Genomic DNA, 20,204 nt, shown 5'->3' on the forward strand with positions numbered 1-20,204 from the left:
ATGGAGGCATGACATGCTCAAGAACCAATGGCTTCCGGCCATTCTTGCCGGGGTCACACTCATGACCGCAGCGACAGTTTCGACGCAATCGATGGGCGAGGAAGTTCGACCGCCGGCTGCTGTGCCATTGGACTTCCTGGCCTGGATCGATCGCGATCGGGCCTGGCTGGAGCAGCAGATTCTCGCGATCAGCGGCTCCAGCAGCATCAAGATCGGCGCTGCCGCGCTTGAGACCACGGACCTTGACGCGCTGAAGGCGGCCAACCGCATACGGACCTTCGCCTACCTCGCGGCCAAGGGGCTGCGGCCCCCCTATTTCGATCTGCAGGTGGCGGCCGCGGATAGAACGGTCCGGTGCATTACAAAGTATCCGGCTAGCATTGCCCCCGACATCGGGCCGATGGACTTCGCGAGGACGTCGTTTCCGGCGGAGGCCGCCGACCAAACAGAACTGAAATCCTGCACGGTCGCAGGCAAGGGCGGAGACTATGCCGAGCTTGACCGGGCGGCCTTTCGCGATCGCTACTTCAACGCGTCAGGCACATTGAAGCCGGAATTCCGGGACCTGCGCGACGATTCTGCTTTCAAGGCCAAGGCGATCGACGAGGGCTTCTTCCTGACGACGGAGGACTATAGCGGCCTGCTGCAGCTGGATCTGCGGTAGGCGGCCAGGACGTAGTAGGCAGAATGGCCGCGCCGGCGAAGACAGCCAGACCACCGCTCTGTCTCGCGGCCTGGCTGCTGAGCAGCCAGGCATCACATAGGGAAAGCTGGGGCTCCGTCATGACTTGCCCGGGCGTCGAGCGCCAGCTGCCCGTTGGGTGCGCGACCGCGGCTGTTGTCTGATGCCTGAAGGAGACTTGGTTGCCTGAAGGAGACTTGGCGTAAGAGTGTCTACTCCACGCCTGTGGCCGGCACCCCGAAGACGCACCATACCCCGGCCTTGTTGGTCGCTTCAAGCGGATGCACCACAGTCGTGCGCGCGCTGAACGTGACGACCGCGAAGGAGCCTGCCGCCCCCGGCCATTCAGTGCGGGTCCAGTAATCGGTCTCGCTGCGCTCCAGCGGTGGCAGCTTGTATTCCGCGAACGCCTCGCGCTGCCTTGGCCAGTCCGCCGAATCGAGGCTCGTCAGTTCCGCCATCGTCGGAAGCTGCCAGCCCATGTCGCCGTTCGGACCGCCTTGTCCTAGGGTAGCGCAGTGCCCCATCGCATCGCTCAGCGTGAGCGGCTGATCAAGCCTGTCCAGCCTGGCGACAAGGCATGTGCGCTGGTCGACGAAGGCCTTGCCGTCGTGTTCAGCGAGCAGCCAGAAATTCTGGTCATTCAGCGGCTGGCGGGTCAGTTTGTGGACGGTGCCACATGGTTCGGCCTGGGATGGCGGCACTGACACCATGGCGAAAAGGGCAAGCGCAGCGTTGAAAGTCGCAAGAGACGCGATCCGAAACATGCCGTCCTCCTCGCTGGTTTGGCATTATGACGGGCGTTCGATATGGCAACCGAACAAGTATACTTGAAGCGGCGAACAATGGAAAGTCCTGTCGCTTCCCGATGCGTCAACTTTTCAGATAGATGTCCGCCTGTTGGCTTCTAATTTAAATCAAATCATGGCGAACAACGCCGCAGCCACTAACCCACCCCCAACTACGAAAATCAAGAACCTGATCGGCTCGACGTCTCGGTCGACAATCCATCCGCTCAACGTGAAGTGCCAGGCAGAGTGACGAAGATCTCGTCGGCATCATGGTCACGATGACAAGGCAAACTTACTCTAAGTTTGGCTCTGGTTGACCAAAGAATGGTCGTCGACGGTCACGGCGTTCGTCCTTAGGGTGCGACCGAACCATCCCACAATCATCCTTCTGGCTGGAACCTCGGCCAGATGCAGTGCGGTTGATGCGGCGAGAACCGTAATCAAAAAGACCCCAATCGCCGTCCGCTGCGACACCCCTTCCAAGATTTGTGGGTGCATGACAAAAAACCTGATGACGAGTTGGTGTGTGAGGTAAATGGCGAACGAAATCTCGCCAAGGAACCTCACGGGGCGGCAGCCGAGCATCTTCGCCAACGGCCCGGTGCTCGATGCGAGAATAATGAGCAGCAAGGCCGCCGGAACGACAGGGGAAAGTGTCTGGGCCGTCCAATACTGCATCGCAGCCGAGCGCATGAAGGGCTGTAGGGTCGTGTTGATCCAGCCGGATCCCCAGGTCAGCAGCAGGACGCCGATCAACTCGAAGGCGGCCCATGTGCCAAATCCAACATGGGCAAGACGGTCTCGGAAACGCGTCCACAGCAACGCCGCCGTCATGCCGAGGCAAAATTCGAAGACCCTTGCGACCGGGTTGACCATCACCAAGCCCTGGACAACGGCATCATTTCCACCACTGTAAAAAGGCAGTCCGAGTTGCCAGGCAAGGAGACCCATCGCCGAAGAGGCGACAAAGCATGCGGCGAGTTTCCAGGGCCATGTCGATTCGAAATTGCGGATCAGAAACGGGAAAACGAGATAAAAACTCATCTCGGTTGAGATGCTCCAGCTGACCGCATTGTAGCTGAAAAAGTAATCGCCGGTCGGAATCCAGCTTTGCAGCAACAAAGCATTTGCGAGGAAATACGGAGCCGCGAATGGCACGCCTAGCGCGACTGCCGCCAGCAATGTCACCAGATGAGCTGGCAAAATCCTGGCAATTCTGCCGATATAGAACTGACGTGTTTCACCTGGCTTGTTGAGAGCAGGATAGGAATAGGTCAGTACGAACCCTGACAAAACAAAAAAAACGGTGACGCCATTAGCGAGGTTCCAGCCTTGAAACGCAGTGGGAGATACACCGAAACTCCCCTGGATGTGATGGAGTACAATGGCAAAAGCGGCGAAGAACCGCAGTCCGGTGAGCGGAAAGATCAACGCCTTCGAATGTTTTTGTCCGCCCATATCCGCTCGCATCAACTTGTCTGGCTGGTTCGAACGGACAGCGGCGCGGTCACCGGTCGATTTTGCAGTGCGAGAATATCATGGTGATTATCCCACGCCCGTTCACTCATCAGGACCAGGCGAGTGCCCTCTAGCCGTTCCGCCAGCGAAGTGGCCCAAGCTGGCTTGGAGAGCGAGATCCCATATGCGTCCTGACCAGGATAGTCGGCGTACCCATAGCCTTCTGCAAGATACTGCCTCTCGATTTCCTCCCACCCAGAGGCGACGCCATAGTAGTTGAACTCGGGGCCTCGGAAATGGACGAAACGCCCGTGCAGGCTGACGATAAGGAGGCCGTCCGGTCGCAGCCATGAGAGCAGCTTCCTGACCAGACGCTCGGATATGTTCGCGGACAGGTGCGTCAGAACCGAGCCGACCCAGATCAAGTCGTACCGCGAGGGAGCGACGAAGCCGTCCACATCGGTGCCAGACAGCCACGTGTGCGCACCAAATTCGCGTGCACAGAACCCGAGATCCTCGACGCGCATGTCTGTCGCCGAAATCTCGGCGCCCGCGTACGCGGCCCGCAGCCAACGGGTGACGCGTCCGGCACCAGCCCCGAAATCGAGGATTTCTTTTGGCTCTATTCCAGCCAGGCCGACCGCCGCCGCGATCACGTTTAGCGCTGATCCCCCACAGGTTAGGTAGTGCCGGCTGTTCCCGTGAAACATCCCGTCGCTCTCATGGAGGTTCAGCGACACCATTTCATGCAGTGTCGCAGCGAACCCGCTGAAAGCAGTATGGTCCTGTCGGTCCAGGTTTTGCATTTTGGCGCGAAATCGCCGCTCTCCATAACCGCTGATGGCATAGCACGCGAAACACCTAGCATCTAGATTAGTAAATTATGAACAAGTAAACCATGAACAACCTGCCCGCGAGGGCGGTGCGGGCGATGCACTTAATCCGACGCTTCCGCCCCGGCACATGCTCTGGCTGGTAGGCGGCAAAAGTCGTCATCTACGGCACAGCCGAATAAATGCTGAGCGCAATAGCAACACATCCTTTCCGTCAACCCGATAAGCTTTGACGCACTCGCGAAGTCAGAGTACGGACCTACTTGGGAATTGCGGTTCGCTATTCTGATTCCCCAACCGCAGTTAACCGTATTCGGGAGCGGCCGAGCATATCCGGATGTCATCCAAAACAGAAAAATCGGACATCGTCGAACGACATCTGATTCTTGGTGGAAGCGGCTTCATTGGCCGACACGTTGCTGCAATCCTGGTGCAAAGCGGGTGTGAGGTCGTTTTAGCCGGGCGCTCACTTTCGAAGCCGACATTTACCCCTGCACTTGACGAGCGAGTCGCATGGCGCAGTTTCGATCTTGCCAACGCGCAATGGGATAGCTTGATCGATGGGGTCACCGTCATTCACCATTATGCATGGTCATCCGTCCCTGCCACCGCCAACAACGATCCCACCCTTGATCTGTCGACCAATGTCGTGCCTACGCTGGGTTTGCTGGATGCGCTTCGGAAAAAAGGGGCGGAGGCGCCAAGGGTGATCTTCGCTTCGTCCGGCGGTACGGTTTATGGCAAACTGCTGCGCGTTCCGGTGCATGAAGATCACCGTTTAAACCCGATTACCGCCTACGGCGCTGGCAAGGCCGCTGTTGAACTGTATCTGGGCACCTATCGAGCTCTCTATGGGCTCGATTGTCGTGTGGCGCGTCTGGCCAATCCGTTTGGAGCGGGGCAGAATTTGGCAAGAGGCCAGGGTGTGGTGACGACGTTCCTGCACCGCGCATTGTCGCAACGGCCGATAATCGTCTGGGGCGATGGCGAAGTCGTGCGCGATTTCATTCACATCTCCGATGCCGCAGCAGGCTTGGTTGCACTGGCACGCGCAGCACCGCTCGACGGCCATCAGGTTTTCAACATCGGCAGTGGCGAGGGAATCAGCCTTAACGGTGTCATTGCCGAACTTGAATCAAAACTCTCCCAAAGACTGGACGTTCGCTATGAGCGCGGACGGAAATTTGATGTTCCAGTAAGCGTGCTCGATATCTCGCTCATTCGGGAGGCGCTGGGGTGGCGACCTACTCTCTCATTTTCTGAAGGCTTGAGCCAAACACTCGCGGATCTTGGTGGTAGCGTAGTGCATCGTGACAGGTCAGCGGTAGGCGGCTCCGCACACTAGACCAGTGAGAGGAATTGGCGACACTCAAATGGGAGAAATATTCGAACGGGTCCTGCCGCGGCAAGCACTTGAGTGGACCGGCGAACGGTTGACAACCGCTACGGCGGGTCAGGTGGAGATCGAGCATCTTCATCGTTACTTTCTTGCCCGGGCTCTTTGCCGCGACCTTGATGTTGTCGATGTCGCCTCAGGCGAGGGCTACGGCTCCGCTCTTCTGGCCCAAGTCGCGCGATCGGTTGTCGGTATCGAGTTGTCCGAGGAGGCGGTAGCGCACGCCCAGCGGGGCTATGTCGCTGCCAACCTTCGCTATCGGCAAGGAGACGCTCGCAAGTTGCCGTTGGAAGATGCGAGTGTCGACGTGGTCGTATCGTTCGAAACGCTCGAGCATTTTTTTGAACATGAGCTGTTTATCGCAGAGGTCCAGCGCGTTTTGCGGCCAACCGGTTTTCTCGTCCTTTCGTCGCCTGAACGAGATGTCTATTCTCCGCTCGGAAGCCCTGCCAATCCCTATCATGTGCACGAACTCTCGCGTGTGGAGTTCGAGGCCCTGCTGAAGGGGGCGTTCCGCCACGTCTTGATACTCCTTCAAAGACCGCTGCTCGGATCAACGCTTATCGCGGATGACGAGGCCGGAATCTCGAGAACGCTAACGTTCGAGCGACGAGGAGAGACGCATTACGAGGTCAGTCATGGCTTGCCTCGACCGCCCTACAATATTGCGATTGCGTCCCAATCAGAACTTCCAACTATTCCTAATTCGTTGTTCATCGAAACAAGCGAGATCGGTGAAATCCTGGCGCGAGCAGAAAGTGGCGCTGTCGCTCACGCGGAACTTCGCAATCACATGGAGCAAACGGAGTTGCTGGCTTCCGGTCTCCGCGGGGAAATTGAAACAGCCAGTGAAACCATCAAAGCTCAAGTCGAACGGGCCGAAAAAGCGGAAGCCGCATTGGCATTGGCTCAGTCTGGAAGCCATGCCGCTCAGGCAGAGCTTCGCAGCCACATGGAGCAGACGGAATTGCTGGTAACCGGTTTCCGCCGCGAAATTGAAACGGCTAGTGAAACCATCAAAGCTCAAGTCGAACGGGCCGAAAAAGCGGAAGCCGCTCTGGCCTCAGCTCAATCGGGAAGCCGTGTTGACATTGAGGGGCCGCTGGGCACCTCCGGACCTGCTAAGGACAAGCAGCACCCCACCGGGACCTTTGATGCGACGGCAACCGAAATTCAGTCTTCGGCGTCGGCACGCTGGGCTGAACTCGAGCGGCTGCGGTTCGAGTTGGCGCAAGTACGCTCCGAACTCGCTGCGGCAGCTGTGCAGCGAGACGTATTGAGAACGTCTTTCCGGAGCCACGCAAGCCTCCTCACGGAGTCGCGTCTTAGACAAGATGCCGAGACCAAAGAACTGCGACAGCGAAATGCTGAATGCGAAGCCAGGATTGCGGAGTTGGAGCGCAAGGCTGCCGAATGGGAGCAACGCTACTTGGGCCTGCGCAGCCGCCTCGAGGCCATTTTGAAACGCTTTGGGATACTAGGCGCGTCGCGTCTCTTTCCTCGCCCGCTTCGCGCCTTTGTCCGCAATCGTGTTCTTGGACCGGGACGCACACAATGAATAGCCGCGAGAGCGTAAAGGCTGATGAAATTCGCCGTGAATTCGTCGCTATGCTGGAAATGACCGGGTTCGTAGATGCCGACTATTATCGTTCCTCCCTTAACCGGCCGGAACTGCGGGATCCAGTGGGACACTATGCCGAAATCGGCTGGCGGATTGGATTGGAGCCAAATGCGCGATTCAACGGCGATTTCTTGCGTCCCTTCTACGAGACGGCAGGCATGTTCAAGCCGCCTGCTTATGTCTGGCTAGAACTTTCGGCTCTGGGGGAACCGCTGCCCGCGAACAAACACGAGGCCGAGGAACTTGCTGCAGCCTTCCGACGGTCGCCGTGCTTCGATGCTGAATTTTACGCTGACCGTTTGCCCGCCGGTATGGACCCAGCGTTGCACTATGCAGTGGTCGGTGAGCCGATGGGCTGGCGCGCATCGCCTCTTTTTGATTCGGCTTATTATCGGGAGCGCTATCCTGATGTCGTGAGCGCCGGGATGTCGCCTTTGCTGCATTACCAGCACGATGGCAGGCGCGAAGGTCGGCGAGGAGTTTCCGTCGTCGATAGGCTAGAGTTTTCGCCCTTGCCGCAGTCCGAAAAGCCGGTTGTGCTTTTGATTTCGCATGAGGTTTCGAGAACCGGCGCGCCAATGTTGGGCTGGAACCTTGCCCGGGAACTCGCGAAACAGGCAACGGTGGTTTCCCTGATGATGCGCGGTGGAGAACTGGAAAGCGACTTCATCGCGGTTGCCGCCTCGTCCGTAGGTCCGTTGACATGGGAGGACTGGAACCCTGTGGATGCGGCCCGGCTGGCCAGGCGGATCACAGAGGAATTCAGACCACTTTATGCCATCGCCAACAGCATAGAGACCCAGATCATGGTGCCTGCCTTGGCGTCTTGTGGGGTGCCGAGCGTTGCTTTGGTGCATGAGTTTGCCGCCTACACGCGCCCTGTGGCCAAGATGCGTAACGTTTATGACTGGGCGCAGCATGTCGTATTTCCAGCCGAGATCGTCGCGCAGTCTTCGTACGATTCCTTTCCTGGCCTCGAAAGGCGCCCCGGAATTCATATCATGGCTCAGGGGCGCAGCGATCCGCCGCCAACGTCCTCAACCGATGAGCCGGCTGACAAAAAAGACGACGAGTTCCTGCTTCGTTTGCGGCCCGAGGGTGAGGAGGCCTCCTTTCTAGTGCTCGGCGCCGGCATGGTGCACATTCGTAAAGGCGTCGATCTTTTCATAGGCGCTGCCGCCACTGCGAAACGACTGCGACCGGATGTTCGCTTTCGGTTTGTCTGGATCGGTGATGGGTACGATCCGGAGAATGACAGTGGCTACTCCGCGTATCTCGCCTACCAGATAGCCCAGTCGGATCTGGGAGATAGCTTGGTGATGCTTGATCCGGTATCGGATTTGGAGCCCGCATATGCCGTTGCAGACGCCTTCTTTCTCAGTTCCCGCCTTGATCCGCAGCCAAACGTGGCCATCGATACGGTTGTGCGCGGGATACCGACCGTGTGCTTCCAGGGAGCCTGTGGAACGGCGGAAATCTTAGCGGCCGACGCTGCAACACGTCCTCTCATTGCACCTCACCTCGATACTCATGCCGCAGCTGCCATCTTGTGTGGGCTGGCAGACGACCGCGACAAGGCAAAGGCCTTGGGAACGGAAGTGGCGCGAGTAGGACATGCGGCCTACAACATGAGTGCCTATGTTCAGCAAATCGACCAGTGGGGCAAAACATCCTCGGCAGCACTTCATGACGAGGATCTTGCCACACTGATGGCGGCCACTGCCGTCGATCTCGAAATGGTTCTTCCTCCAGGTATGGCGCCAATTGCCGAGTTGGAGGCCGGGCGGCGCACGCTCCAGCAATGGAGCATCATGGGCCTTTCGGGCGATTCGACAGCCAATCCACAGTTCCGTCGTCCTTGTGCAGGCTTCAATCCGCAAAGCTATGCACAAGCCAACCCAGACGAGTGCGGACCGGGAAAAGCTCATCCCTTAGCCCATTGGCTCCGCGCCGGGCGCCCCGCCGGCCCCTGGTCCCGGGACGTTTTCAATCCTGTCAACGGCACTTACCGGCCGTCGGAGCAGCGTGTGGCCCTTCATGCCCATTTTTACTATGAAGATCTGGCTGATGATCTTGCCTTCCGGCTCAAGCGTAACCGCACGCGCTGCGATCTGTTCCTGTCCACGGACACCGACGCCAAAGCCAGACATCTTCGAGCGGTGTTTGACGACCACCACGGTTCCGTTGAAATCGCAATCGTTCCCAACAGGGGGCGCGATGTCGGACCGCTTCTTACTGAATTCCTGCCACGGCTGCTTGATGGCCGCTACGATCTGATCGGCCATGTGCACGCCAAGAGGAGCGTGGGCACGGACGCGGCCATGGGTGAGGCATGGCGCCACTTCCTTTGGGAGAACCTGGTTGGTGGCGAACACGCAATGCTCGACCTGGCTGCCGAGGTCTTCGCATCGAAACCGGCGATAGGGCTTTTGATGGCCGAGGATCCACACCTCGTCGGTTGGAACGACAACAGGAAAATCGCTGAAGACTTGGCGAGACGGATGGGCATCGCCACGCCGCTGGCGGACTTTTTCGATTTCCCGCTGGGAACCATGTTCTGGTGCCGACCAAAGGTATTGCTTCCGCTACGCGAACTGGGTCTCGATTGGAATGATTACCCATCGGAGCCCGTTCCTTATGACGGCACCGTCCTGCATGCGATCGAGCGCTTGATGCCGTTTGTTGCGCGAAAGGCCGGATTCGATACTGCTGGTTTGCGCGCGCCCGGCACGAGTTGGTAACAGGAATTGAGCTGGCAGCCGAAAATGCCTTCATCGAGGGTGTTCAACGGGCGGACTGCGTCATCGCCCCATCGCTACTGGTTGATGAGCCTGCTCTGAGAATGAGGGGAGTGCCCCGGTTTGTATTCTGAGGTGAGATAGCGTTCCGGTGGAGTAGATCGGATCAACCCTCAACGTCATGCCGGCTAAATCCTCCGGCAAAACAAGCCAGAAGTCGCGCGCCCCCGGAGCGTCCGTGAGCATCAACGAGAACCCCTCGAAGTATGGCCCGTTCTGGTTGACCTGGTCTTTGATCGGCAAATAGACATAGGTGTTTTGTCTTACGGCGGTTTCAAACGAGATCCGCACGCAAGGCCTGCCATGCTCTGCCAATCGTATGAGAATCTGAGGATCGACTCCCGCGGTGAAATCGCCCGATGACTGTTTGTTCAGGTTCTCGAATTTCAGCCCATCTTCCGCAACGTCCGACATTCTGCACCCGCGAGCGGCCTTTGCGTTGGCGTCCATAAGCGCCTTGCCGAACACCCCTGTCCAGGACAACTCGCCGTGGAGAATTCGGGACAGCATGTTCCGCTCGACTAAGTTGACCAGGACATGCTTCGGGGACTTCGCCAATGCATTGGGGACTTCCAGTTCGATATTCTCGCTCCCGTAGGATACAAAAATAGGATTCAAAAAGACGCGCTTTAACAAATCATAGCTTACGCCATAAAATGAGTCGTGAAGTATAAATGTATCTATTATCCTTTGATCGCTATTATCCGGAAATGTTCGAGATGCGTAGTCGTCATAACTTTCTTCAGCTTCTTTGTGCTCGATTCTCAGCAACCTGTTCGGCATGTCGGTGGCGTGCATGATCTGGCCGCTTGCGAGGATCGGGCCGTCCACTTTTCTGCCGGTCAACTCGAAGACGAGTTGCCTGACGGCTTTGAGTTTCCCAAGCTCGTTCCAGTGGGTATCCGTTCTGAAGTAGAGCAGGTCATCGGCTATGTCGTGACCCATCACATCGAAATGGTCTATTATGCTCGATTTGCTGGTCTTTGCGATGCGGCGCCACAAACGCGATGAAAGGATCTTACAGCCGGCAGCGGACGCAGCGGCAGGCCCAAGTTTCTCGGGATACACAACCTCCTTGTCTGGCGAGACCGACATGCGAAAGTCTATGCCGCTCCCCTTGGCTATCGTTCGCAATGCTTCAACATGCGCCAGCATGACGCCAATATCGTGCTCTGACATACATGCGCCGTTCTGGAACCCAGGCTTGTAAAACAGCCAACCATCCAGGCCGGAGATGACTTGGGATGTATTGACGAAGCCGAACACCTTAACATCCAGGGCATTCTTGGCGCGGATGGCGTCCATTCCGACTGGAGAATTGCTGACAAGCCTTCTGGCTATGTCGTTCCGGTACTTCTCGTCATTTGGCGTCAGAAGTTTAGCCGACGTGAGTTCGGTCAAGGTGATCGCTCCTTCAGCGGCCGGGTCGGGTCCCATCGTGACGAGGCTGCCGACGGGCGCAGCCAGAAAGGCCGCGAAGGCTGCGATGGTTGCGAGATTCGCCAATTTCATACTCAGAACCTGAAATAGAGGAACGGCGAGAAGGCCTGAGGTACGATGTAGATCGCGCAGATGACTGCTGCGACGCTGACGAAGACAAGCCGGGCAAAGCGCGCGGCACTGCCCGCTGCCCCGGCGACGACCACACCCAAGGGGCTGACCTGCCCCTGGATGACAATGAGGAGGCACGCCAACAGCATAGCGACTTTGCTCTGAGGCGAAAGCGCGAGGTCCATCGACCCGGGCAACCCGAACGCCCCGCGTGCCAGCGGCAACAGCATGGCACGCACATGACTGGCGAAGACTGACAGGTCGTTTGCGCGAAACAGGACCCATCCGAAAATCACCACGGGAAAGAAATAGATCATCCGAACGACCTGTGACGAAAACGCCCTTCCTGCAAGGATCAGGCGTTCCGCTACGAGAAAAATTCCGTGGTATGCGCCCCACAGGACGAACGTCCATGCCGCCCCATGCCATATCCCGGTCGCAAGGAACACGATCATCAGGTTTGCGTAAGTTCGCACCGGGCCTGCCCTGTTTCCCCCCAGCGGGATATAGAGATAGTCACGGAACCAGCCCGACAGCGACATGTGCCAGCGACGCCAAAACTCGGTGATCGTGGACGCGGCGTAGGGGTGGTTGAAGTTCTCCTTGAACCGGATTCCAAACATCATAGCGAGACCGATCGCCATGTCCGAATAGCCAGAAAAGTCGAAATAGATCTGGATCGCATAGGCGATTGCCCCGAGCCAGGCAGAGGCAAAGGTTTGCTCGGCGCCGGCCAGGGCAAAGGACGCGTCCGCGACGCCCGCGACGCTGTCCGCGATAAGGACCTTCTTGCAAAGGCCGACCATGAACCGACCGGCCCCGGCGGCAAAGATATCCGCATTGAGATCAGGATGGTGGAAGTCCTTCTCGACGTCCCGATACCGTACGATCGGGCCGGCAATCAGCTGCGGGAAGAAAGCCTTGTAGGCGCCAAACACCACTAAGTTGCGCTCAGCCTTCACCTCGCCACGCCATACGTCGATCACATAGGAGATGCCCTGGAACGTGAAAAACGAGATCCCTATCGGGAGAATGATGGTTTGCGCGAAGTGCTGCAAACTCTCGGAGCCGAAGAATCCGACGGAGCCAAGAAGGAAGGCCGTATACTTGAAATAACAGAGGACCAATACGTTCAGAGTGACGACGGCGGTGACCACTATTTTGTGATGCCAGCGTCCCACCGCGATCGCGCCCGCGAAATTCAGCACAATGCTGAAGAGCAGCAGCAGAACGTAAACGCCAGAAGACCAATAAAAGAAGATCAGGCTGGACAGAAAGATGAATGGCGAGAACAATCTCGTTCGACTCAGGAGCGAACCTAGCAAGAGTGTGATCGGCAGGTAGAGGAAGAGAAATGCCTGGTCGGAAAATACCATTGTGCGCCGATCGGTTTCGCCCATTTGTCCTTCCGGATCGCAAATGGGCGGATTGAAGTCAATACGCAGGACTTGGCCTGGATTCCTTCCCGAACCGGCGCCGCGCTCCCCCGTGACAACGGGCTATCTGTGACTTGAGTTCGGCAAGTTGACCGGCGCCGCTTGGGAGTTGCCGCGCGATAACGCGCACTGGGGGAATGAGGTCCACCACAGCGAGAAAATGGTTGATTTGCTGGCGCGGTGGATGATGGCGATAGCCTGGTCCAGTGGCGAATTGCTACTATTATTCGTCTCGCCCTGTGTGCGAATTGCCCTCAGTCCGTGCCTTATGGAGGATCCCTTTGTTGGTGTGCACAGTTTGCGGGAATGATGAGTTTCGGGACAGCAAAGTTCTTTGGCCTCGGCTGATCGCTGAGTGGAATTTGTCGTCGGCCGAGGTTGCCTATATCGACCGGCAGCAAGGCACTCAATGCACGCGTTGCGGCTCAAATCTAAGGGGGATTGCCTTGGCCAACGCAATTCGCGAAGTTGTCGCTACCGCCAAAACCTTGGTGGATTTTGTCAATACAAGTGAAGCGCGCCGTCTCCGCATTCTCGATATCAACGGCTCGTCACTGTCTGCGACACTTTCGGTTCTCCCACTGTATACCCGTGCCGACTACCCCTCGGTAGATATGCAGTCCATGCCCTATGAGGATGATCAGTTTGATCTCGTCCTTCATTCCGATACGCTGGAACACGTGCCATTTCCGATTGAAGCTTTGAGGGAATGCGGACGCGTCCTCTCGGATGATGGGTGCTTATGTTACACCGTCCCAACAATTGTCGGTCGTTTGACGCGCGACAGAGAGGGGCTTCCGCCAAGTTACCACGGGGATTCGAACCAAGGGGGATATGACTTCATGGTGCACACCGAGTTTGGGGCCGACGCTTGGACATTTCCAATTCGAGCTGGCTTCACATCGGTCAACATAAATACGGTTTCATATCCAGACGCCACGGCAATAACTGCTCGTAAGAAGCTATTTATTAGATAATATTACTTCTAAGTTCGTATAGTCGTTTTCCTCATGAGACATATCGTTTGTACGGCAAGCTTATTGATCGAGCTTGCGGACGACATAAAGGTCTTGGTGCGCCCACCAAAACGCCTGCTGGAAGCGGATCAGTTCGGCCCCTTCGATGTCGGACACTGCCTTTTGAACATAACCAAGGGAAACGGCGCTTGTTCCATAGTCGCGAGCGTCCAGATCGCGCTGGTCGCTCTTCGAGTTCCAATAAAATCCTGTGTCATCAAATTGCGCGGGCGAACCCCCAGCTCTCATATTTCGGAGAGTGACGGCTCCGTGAGTTGTGAAAACAAAGATGCCCCCCGGCTTCACTGCCGTGAAAACGCGAGAGAGCCAAGGCGCGAAGGTAGCGTCTGGCATGTGCGAAAAAAACGATAGGGCGAAGACAACATCAAACTCGTCGTCGATGCTCCAGTCCTCCGGTTTTGTGGACGAGAGGTGTGCCCTAACGCCGATCTTGCTTGATAGGAATTCGACGGCATTAGGGTGAACGTCGCTGGAAACCCATGCTGTATCCGGCAGAACATGCTTCGCGTAGCGCGCGACGCGGCCATAACCCGACGCGAACTCAAGGACGCTGGATGGGCCAGATGAAAGGTGTTCGCGGCAAAGGTTGGCGAAGCGCTTGGCGCAATCTTCTCCCCCTGTGAAATAGGCTTCGATCGCGTTGCGGTGATCTGTCGGAAACACGGCCCGGACGAAGAAATCGAGCAGCATGTCATCCTTGCTGATCTCATAGGCGACCTTTTTGACTTCGGCGATCGACCGGGCGAGTGGTTCATGCTCTGCCAGTATGCCGGTAATATCGATATCTGACATCGATTCTCTCCGAGCCCTCTGCCGCCAACCTACAAGCCGTCTGCCGCCAACCTACAAGCTGGAGACAATTAAACAATCTGCAGCCTGCCTTTTAGGTCGCGTTTGTCTGGCGTGGAGGACCGACACGAATTTGCGTCGCGGCGCGTTCGGGTCATCCGGGCGCTGCGGAAATCGCTTATCGGTCAAAGCGGAACGAGAGAACAGACAGGCAGCGCCGACCGTTGCTCAACCGGGCCGACTAGGCGTAGGAAGAGCGAGACAAGTCCGTCATAGAGCCTGCACTCATGCCCAGGGCAATCCTTCATATCGGCCTCGCCAAGACCGGAACGACGTTCCTGCAGAACTGGCTCCGATACAACAGTGCTGTCCTGCGCCAGGCCGGCTTCTACGTCGCTCCTGACATGGCCTCCCATCAAGTCGCCGCAAGCCTGGTCCAGGACGTGTCTCGGCGCGCCTTGGACGATATCAGGGGTCTCGCTAGCCTTCCTGACGAGAAGGAGACGCTGTTCTCGTACGACCCCGATCTGGTGTCGATCATATCGTCAGAATACTTTCATATCTGCGATCCGCTGCATGTGGCGGAATATTTCAGGCAGGAGAATGTGGACGTCGTCATGATCGTCTGTGTCCTGAGGCGGCAGGACATCCTGTCAGCTAGCGGCTATGCGCAGGACATCAAGTCGCTCGGGCGCAGCGATATTGTAGACGGCGCCGAATATCTCCCCCATCTTGACTGGAATTGCCTCTACGAGAGCTGGGCCGGCGCATTTCCCGATGCCGCCATGCGGATGATCAACTATAGCCCGCGTTCGCTGCTGAGCGCGTTCAAGGTGCGGCTGGGTATTTGCATCGACACGATCGATCAGGTGCAGGAAATTCATGCCAACCGCAGCCTTAACGCCGAACTGACCGAGGTGGCGCGAATGCTCAACGAGCGAGGTCTGCCACCGATGTCAGAAGCGCTTTTGGCTCTTCAACGACACCGGCCAGGGCCGCCGTTCGGGTTGCCGGCGTATGTCGTAAGACAGTTTGAGGACGCTTATCTCGGTTCCAATCGCAGGCTGGCCGACCGGCTGCGGGATCCTGAATTTGAGGAAATGTCACGGCCCGGATGGCATACGGACGGAGTGTGCATGGCCGGACAGATCGACGACGCCAGATTCGCCGAAATCATCAAACTGGCAGAGCGGGAAGGCGCTAGCATTGGGCATCTCGAGACATCGACTTGAAATTCGGTCGAGCTTCTTTGCCTTTCCATTTATACTCGGATTTCTCACAGACAATTGCTATCAGACGCTCGAATGCGCACATCGGCGTTCCGCGAGAGCTGGGGGCCAATTGTGCCAGGTTCGAGTCGGCCTCGGACGTCGTCACGCAGCGTGCCCATCACTTATCCGGCTACAGCGACAACAGCGTCGACAAGGGCCTACGGTGCTTCCTGGGGCAGGTTGTGGCCGATGCCTCCCTTGATTAATCGGTGCTCGTATTTGCCCGAAAACATCTTGGCGTACGCGCTTGGGTCCGGATGGGGCGCCCCATTGGCGTCACCCTCGAGCGTAATCGTGGGGACACCGATCACGGGAGCCGTGGCGAGCCGCTTCTCAAGGTCGTCGTACTGTGCTTCGCCCTCTGCCAGCCCAAGCCGCCAGCGGTAATTGTGGATCGTGGATCGCGACATGATCGGGATTGTCGAAAGCTGTTGCCGATCGCGCGAAAGTGGCGTCGTCGAACTTCCATTGCGGCGAGGCGAGTTCCCAGATCAGGCGCACGAAGTCGCGCGTGTATTTGGCGTAGCCGGCCGCGCCACGCTCGGTCGCGAAATAGTACTGGTAACCACCACTGCAACTCGGCCTTTGGGGGCAGTGGCACCTTGCCAGCTTGCTGATTGCCGATCAGATAGCCGCTCACAGACACCAGCGCCTTGCAGCGCTCCGGCCAGAGCGCGGCGATAATATTGGCGGTCCGCGCGCCCCAGTCATAAGCGCCGAAGACGGCGCTATCGATTTTCAGCGCGTCCATCAGTGCGATGATGTCGACGGCGAGCGCCGCCTGCTGGCCTTTGCGCGGCGTTTCGGCGGACAGAAAGCGGGTAGTACCGTAGCCGCGTAGATAGGGAACGATCACCCGATAGCCGGCCTTGGCCAGGATCGGAGCCACGTCGACATAGCTGTGAATGTCGTAAGGCCAGCCATGCAGCAAGATCACAACAGGGCCATTTTCAGGGCCATCTTGAGCGTATCCAACATTCAGCACGCCGGCGTCGATCTGCTTTAGCGCCGCGAAGGAAAGTATGCGCTCCAGCCTGAACTGTGGAACCTGAGTCCGTCTGTTGTGCCGCTGCCGCCGATCCGAGCGTGCCGAGCTGAGCGGCAACGAAGCCCGTCGTGGCGACCGCAAAGAAATCAAGACGGCTTGGTGCGACCTGATCCAAGGCATTGAAGCTCTTCATCTGTTGGTTCCTTCTCTTCGATGGTTCAGGATCGGACCGCAGGGCACCCATCGGTACTCGGGAGCGTTCGGGTGCGAGATCATCGCGACATTCGTCAGGTCGCCTATGCCTGTTTGCTGTCTGGCGGCGGCCCATAATGGGCGCCGCCAGACAAGCCATTCAAGCGTTACTGCAATTTCGCCTGCAGCGCGTTGACGTCGTCGGTGGTCATTTCACCGTCGGTTGTCACCTTGCCGTCGACGATCTTCCAGAGGCGGAACGGGCCGGTGATGTCGCCATATTTGTCGAAGGCGACGGGACCGATGACGCCTTCGTAGCGGATCGGCTTGCCGTCCTTGATCAGGCCGAGCGCCTTGGCGAACTCGTCCTTGCCGGCAAAGATCGGCGTGCCGGCCGGGTCGACCGCCTTGTACATCGCGTCCTTGATCTTGGCTGGATCCTCGGAGCCGGCAATCGCGATGGCGAGGCCGACGATGGCGCCGGCATCATAGGAACGGTCGGCCGCCGGATTGGACGGCTCGATGCCGGAAAATTCCTTGTAGTTCTTCGTGAAATAGTCGGTGGAGGCCGTCGGGCTGGTGCCGGACGACGTGCCATAGGCGTCCTTCAGATAGTCGGCGCCGACGGACTCGATGAAGTCCGGACTGTTCATGCCGTCGTTGAGCAGGAATTTCTGCACACCGCCCTGCGAAATCCAGGTGCGGGCAACCGTCGCGCCGTCGACCGGCGTGCTGACGAGGTAGAGCCCGTCGGGTTCGCCAGCCATCGCGGCCGTGACTTCCGAGGCATAGCTCGACTGCTTTTCGTTGTAGGGCGTGTCGGAAACGATGGTGCCGCCGAGCGCTTTGTAGGCACGCGAGAATTCGGCCACCATGTTGACGCCGAAGTCATTGTTGACGTGGATGATCGACAGTTTCTTGAAGCCCTTGTCGATGGCATATTTGGCGGCGGCGACGCCCTGCAACGCATCCGAGGTGATGGTGCGGAAGAAGATGCCGTTGGTCTTGCCGTCGCGGCCAAGCGCCGTCAGCGTCGGCGACGACGAAGCCGGCGACACCTGGACGATCTTGGCCGGTGCCGTGACCGAGGTCAGGATCGGGATCGACACCGACGAGATGATCCCGCCGATGATGACCGGCACCTTCTTGACCTGAACCAGCTGGGTCGCGGCGTCGACAGCGATGTTGCCCTGGCTCTGGCTGTCGCGCGTGTCGGTCGCCAGGTCGCAGCCGCGCACGCCGCCGGCGGCGTTGATGTCGCGGAAGGCCATCTCGACCGACTTGGCGCCGGCCTGACCGTATTCGCCGGCCGGGCCGGTTAGTTCCATGACGAGGCCGACGGTGATCTTGCAATCGGCCGCTTGCGCTGCACCGGCCATAGTTACGATGGCGAGCGCGGTGGTGAGTTGAAGTATCGTCTTTCTCATTGTTGTTCCCCTTGGAGCTACACGAACTGGATTACATGTCTCTTTGTTTGCGCATCGGACTAACCCAAAAACCGCTTCGCACTCTTTGTCCGATGCTCCTGTTCAGCCTTCCGGCACCTGCAGCCAGGTTTCATGCAGATGTCGCCATAGGACACCGTTGGGCGCCGATGAACTGGTGGTGAAGACGGCGCTCGACTGGCGGCGGCTGTGCTTGCCACCGCGCAGTTGCGCCTCGACGTAGAAGACGACGATCGTCTCGGCATCCTGCCAGCCCGGCCGGATGCCCTCGATCGAAATGGCGAAGCCGTCGTCACAAGTGGCGCGGCTGGTGCGGACATGATCGACGACCGCGTCGCGATCGAGGATCTGGCCGTCCGGTGCGACCATGGCGAAGCCGTCGCCCATGACGCGCTCGAAGCGGCTGAAGTCGGCTTTATTGGCGCGGGCCGCGACGAACCAGTCGACGAAAAAGCGATGCAGGTCGACGATTTCGGCGCTGGCGCGCGAAAACAGGGAGGGCTGGCCGCTCATTGTTTCCCCGCATTGAGGTTGTAGTGCATGATCGAACCGTGGCGGCCGTGGCGGTCGCGCTCCAGCGTGTAGACATCGCCCTCGAGGCCGGAGCCTTGCGCGATGACGCCGGTAATCCGCGCCCGGTCTTCGGCATCGAGCGTAACGTCCATGATGCCGGCGTTGGCAAGCGCATGCGCCTGGTTGCGAGCACCGACGATGACGGCCGCCACTTGCGGCTGTTCCAGCACCCAGGCGCTGGCGATGGTGGCGATGTCGACGCCGTGGCGGTCGCCGACTGCCTTCAGCACCTGAAGCAACTGCTGGAACAGGTCCCAGCCGCCAAAGTCATCGATGATCAGCTTGTATTTGACCAGCGAGCGGTTTTCGAGCGGGGTGGCCGGCTCGGCCATGCCTAGCCATTTGTTGGCGAGGAAGCCGCCGGCGACGGAGCCGTAGCAGAGGAAGCTGACGCCGTTTTTCGCGGCGAGTGCGGAAAGGCTGTTGCTCGGTCGCTGGTCGAGCACGGAATATTGCAGCTGCTGGCTCACCAGCGGAATGCCGGCCGCGAGGATTTCGGCCAGCCGCGGCGTGTCGAAATTGGTGGTGCCGAGATTGCGAACCTTGCCTTCAAGGCGAAGCTCGTTGAGCCAGCCCATCGCCTCGACATAGCGCGGCTGCGCATAGTCCCACCAGTGGAACTGCACAAGATCGAGCCGCTCGGTCTTCAGCCGCCGCAGCGATTGCTCGACGATGCCCCTGATGTAATCGCGGCTGACGTTGGCCAGCCGTTCAAGGTCGGGCACCAGCTTGGTGTGCACCTTCATCCTGGCGGCGACGTCGAGACCGCGTTCGTTGGCCAGCCGCAGGCGCGCCGCACCGATCAACTCCTCGACGCCGATGTAGATATCGGCGCAGTCATAGGTGAAGATGCCGGCATCGAAGGTGGCAATCAGATCGGTCACCGCTTGCCCGCGGTCGATCGCGCCATGGCCTCCGGCGAGCTGCCAGCCACCGCGAATGACACGCGAGATGGTGTAGCCGGGGCCGAGTTCGAACGTCTTGGCACTCATTTGTCGTCTCTCTGCTTCGGCAGCGGCACTGCCGTCGTCTCGGCATGGCTGAACCGCCGCTTGGCTACCCTGACGATCCTCAGCCGGCTGGCGCAATTGGGATCGGGACAAGCGATCTCGGCGTCCGAGGTCATCCAGTCGTTGGGGTGGGTCGGGCGCTGCTTGGCGGCCAACAACGGCAACACGGCCGCAATCGAATAGATCGAAAAACCCTGGCCGGCCGGCATCGACAGCATCTCGCCTTTGAGCTCGAAATAGTCGCCGGCCCTGGCGCCGCAATAGATCGGCTTGCCTTCCGGGATGACCGCCTCGACGCGGAGATCGAAAAGCTCGAAACTGTCGTCGGCCATG

Annotated in this window: 17 protein-coding genes; 6 read left to right on the plus strand and 11 right to left on the minus strand. The window is 58.5% G+C overall.

The genetic code is table 11. The features are described from left to right. Positions 1-127: 127 nt before the first annotated feature. On the plus strand, positions 128-664 hold the full coding sequence (locus HNQ71_RS07140) for a hypothetical protein (protein ID WP_210333754.1): 537 nt from the start codon (positions 128-130) through the stop codon (positions 662-664). A 230-nt stretch (positions 665-894) separates the two neighbouring features. Here HNQ71_RS07140 and HNQ71_RS07145 read toward each other — a convergent pair whose 3' ends face one another. The 3 genes from HNQ71_RS07145 to HNQ71_RS07155 all read right to left on the minus strand — a co-directional run bounded on the left by HNQ71_RS07145 (position 895) and on the right by HNQ71_RS07155 (position 3,737). Then, on the minus strand, positions 895-1,449 hold the full coding sequence (locus tag HNQ71_RS07145) for an Lcl domain-containing protein (protein ID WP_184871815.1): 555 nt from the start codon (positions 1,447-1,449) through the stop codon (positions 895-897). A 321-nt stretch (positions 1,450-1,770) separates the two neighbouring features. Further along, entirely contained in the window at positions 1,771-2,931 is a 1,161-nt protein-coding gene (locus tag HNQ71_RS07150; RefSeq protein ID WP_184871816.1) for an acyltransferase family protein, read from the minus strand. A gap of 11 nt (positions 2,932-2,942) precedes the next feature. Next, a complete protein-coding gene (locus HNQ71_RS07155; protein ID WP_184871817.1) occupies positions 2,943-3,737 on the minus strand; it encodes a class I SAM-dependent methyltransferase in 795 nt (264 codons plus the stop codon). A gap of 364 nt (positions 3,738-4,101) precedes the next feature. On the opposite strand from HNQ71_RS07155, the gene HNQ71_RS07160 reads away from it, so the two are divergent. The 3 genes from HNQ71_RS07160 to HNQ71_RS07170 are packed head-to-tail and all read left to right on the plus strand — an operon-like array spanning position 4,102 to position 9,522. Next, positions 4,102-5,109, plus strand: coding sequence for an NAD-dependent epimerase/dehydratase family protein (locus HNQ71_RS07160; RefSeq protein WP_184871818.1), 1,008 nt, complete (start codon positions 4,102-4,104; stop codon positions 5,107-5,109). Positions 5,110-5,137: 28 nt separating this feature from the next. Further along, positions 5,138-6,718, plus strand: coding sequence for a class I SAM-dependent methyltransferase (locus HNQ71_RS07165; protein WP_184871819.1), 1,581 nt, complete (start codon positions 5,138-5,140; stop codon positions 6,716-6,718). Further along, positions 6,715-9,522: a rhamnan synthesis F family protein gene (locus HNQ71_RS07170; RefSeq protein WP_184871820.1), complete on the plus strand. Its 2,808-nt coding sequence runs from the start codon at positions 6,715-6,717 to the stop codon at positions 9,520-9,522. The genes HNQ71_RS07165 and HNQ71_RS07170 overlap by 4 nt, the downstream gene beginning before the upstream one ends. Before the next feature lie 60 nt (positions 9,523-9,582). On the opposite strand, the gene HNQ71_RS07175 is transcribed toward HNQ71_RS07170, so the two are convergent. Both HNQ71_RS07175 and HNQ71_RS07180 read right to left on the minus strand, forming a co-directional pair. Further along, positions 9,583-11,091: an alginate O-acetyltransferase AlgX-related protein gene (locus tag HNQ71_RS07175; protein ID WP_184871821.1), complete on the minus strand. Its 1,509-nt coding sequence runs from the start codon at positions 11,089-11,091 to the stop codon at positions 9,583-9,585. Positions 11,092-11,093: 2 nt separating this feature from the next. After that, complete coding sequence (locus HNQ71_RS07180; protein WP_184871822.1) at positions 11,094-12,530, minus strand: MBOAT family O-acyltransferase; 1,437 nt, start codon at positions 12,528-12,530, stop codon at positions 11,094-11,096. Between the two features lie 482 nt (positions 12,531-13,012). Between HNQ71_RS07180 and HNQ71_RS07185 the strand changes: the two genes are divergently transcribed. Continuing rightward, entirely contained in the window at positions 13,013-13,543 is a 531-nt protein-coding gene (locus HNQ71_RS07185) for a class I SAM-dependent methyltransferase (protein WP_246461241.1), read from the plus strand. Positions 13,544-13,603: 60 nt separating this feature from the next. On the opposite strand, the gene HNQ71_RS07190 is transcribed toward HNQ71_RS07185, so the two are convergent. Continuing rightward, positions 13,604-14,395: a class I SAM-dependent methyltransferase gene (locus HNQ71_RS07190; protein WP_184871823.1), complete on the minus strand. Its 792-nt coding sequence runs from the start codon at positions 14,393-14,395 to the stop codon at positions 13,604-13,606. 284 nt (positions 14,396-14,679) lie between these two features. Between HNQ71_RS07190 and HNQ71_RS07195 the strand changes: the two genes are divergently transcribed. After that, positions 14,680-15,624, plus strand: a complete 945-nt coding sequence (locus tag HNQ71_RS07195) for a hypothetical protein (protein ID WP_184871824.1) — start codon at positions 14,680-14,682, stop codon at positions 15,622-15,624. A gap of 346 nt (positions 15,625-15,970) precedes the next feature. Here HNQ71_RS07195 and HNQ71_RS07200 read toward each other — a convergent pair whose 3' ends face one another. From HNQ71_RS07200 to HNQ71_RS07220, 5 genes are all read right to left on the minus strand, one after another. Beyond that, on the minus strand, positions 15,971-16,768 hold the full coding sequence (locus HNQ71_RS07200; RefSeq protein WP_184871825.1) for an alpha/beta fold hydrolase: 798 nt from the start codon (positions 16,766-16,768) through the stop codon (positions 15,971-15,973). Between the two features lie 242 nt (positions 16,769-17,010). After that, on the minus strand, positions 17,011-18,270 hold the full coding sequence (locus HNQ71_RS07205) for an ABC transporter substrate-binding protein (protein ID WP_184871826.1): 1,260 nt from the start codon (positions 18,268-18,270) through the stop codon (positions 17,011-17,013). 102 nt (positions 18,271-18,372) lie between these two features. Further along, positions 18,373-18,801, minus strand: a complete 429-nt coding sequence (locus HNQ71_RS07210) for a DUF4440 domain-containing protein (RefSeq protein WP_184871827.1) — start codon at positions 18,799-18,801, stop codon at positions 18,373-18,375. Then, on the minus strand, positions 18,798-19,853 hold the full coding sequence (locus HNQ71_RS07215; protein WP_184871828.1) for an aldo/keto reductase: 1,056 nt from the start codon (positions 19,851-19,853) through the stop codon (positions 18,798-18,800). Before HNQ71_RS07215 ends, HNQ71_RS07210 begins: the two co-directional genes overlap by 4 nt. Further along, positions 19,850-20,203 (minus strand): TIGR04076 family protein, encoded by a 354-nt coding sequence (locus HNQ71_RS07220; RefSeq protein ID WP_184871829.1) that lies wholly within the window; start codon positions 20,201-20,203, stop codon positions 19,850-19,852. Before HNQ71_RS07220 ends, HNQ71_RS07215 begins: the two co-directional genes overlap by 4 nt. Position 20,204 lies beyond the last annotated feature (1 nt).

The organism is Mesorhizobium sangaii (genome assembly GCF_014207355.1).
Taxonomy (GTDB): Bacteria; Pseudomonadota; Alphaproteobacteria; order Rhizobiales; family Rhizobiaceae; genus Mesorhizobium; species Mesorhizobium sangaii.

Coding starts and splice junctions, on each gene's coding strand:
- HNQ71_RS07145 (WP_184871815.1), bottom strand. CDS start 1,449: ATGTTTCGGATCGCGTCTCTTGCGACTTTCAACGCTGCGCTTGCCCTT.
- HNQ71_RS07150 (WP_184871816.1), bottom strand. CDS start 2,931: ATGGGCGGACAAAAACATTCGAAGGCGTTGATCTTTCCGCTCACCGGA.
- HNQ71_RS07155 (WP_184871817.1), bottom strand. CDS start 3,737: ATGCAAAACCTGGACCGACAGGACCATACTGCTTTCAGCGGGTTCGCT.
- HNQ71_RS07160 (WP_184871818.1), top strand. CDS start 4,102: ATGTCATCCAAAACAGAAAAATCGGACATCGTCGAACGACATCTGATT.
- HNQ71_RS07165 (WP_184871819.1), top strand. CDS start 5,138: ATGGGAGAAATATTCGAACGGGTCCTGCCGCGGCAAGCACTTGAGTGG.
- HNQ71_RS07170 (WP_184871820.1), top strand. CDS start 6,715: ATGAATAGCCGCGAGAGCGTAAAGGCTGATGAAATTCGCCGTGAATTC.
- HNQ71_RS07175 (WP_184871821.1), bottom strand. CDS start 11,091: ATGAAATTGGCGAATCTCGCAACCATCGCAGCCTTCGCGGCCTTTCTG.
- HNQ71_RS07180 (WP_184871822.1), bottom strand. CDS start 12,530: ATGGGCGAAACCGATCGGCGCACAATGGTATTTTCCGACCAGGCATTT.
- HNQ71_RS07190 (WP_184871823.1), bottom strand. CDS start 14,395: ATGTCAGATATCGATATTACCGGCATACTGGCAGAGCATGAACCACTC.
- HNQ71_RS07195 (WP_184871824.1), top strand. CDS start 14,680: ATGCCCAGGGCAATCCTTCATATCGGCCTCGCCAAGACCGGAACGACG.
- HNQ71_RS07205 (WP_184871826.1), bottom strand. CDS start 18,270: ATGAGAAAGACGATACTTCAACTCACCACCGCGCTCGCCATCGTAACT.
- HNQ71_RS07210 (WP_184871827.1), bottom strand. CDS start 18,801: ATGAGCGGCCAGCCCTCCCTGTTTTCGCGCGCCAGCGCCGAAATCGTC.
- HNQ71_RS07215 (WP_184871828.1), bottom strand. CDS start 19,853: ATGAGTGCCAAGACGTTCGAACTCGGCCCCGGCTACACCATCTCGCGT.
- HNQ71_RS07220 (WP_184871829.1), bottom strand. CDS start 20,203: ATGGCCGACGACAGTTTCGAGCTTTTCGATCTCCGCGTCGAGGCGGTC.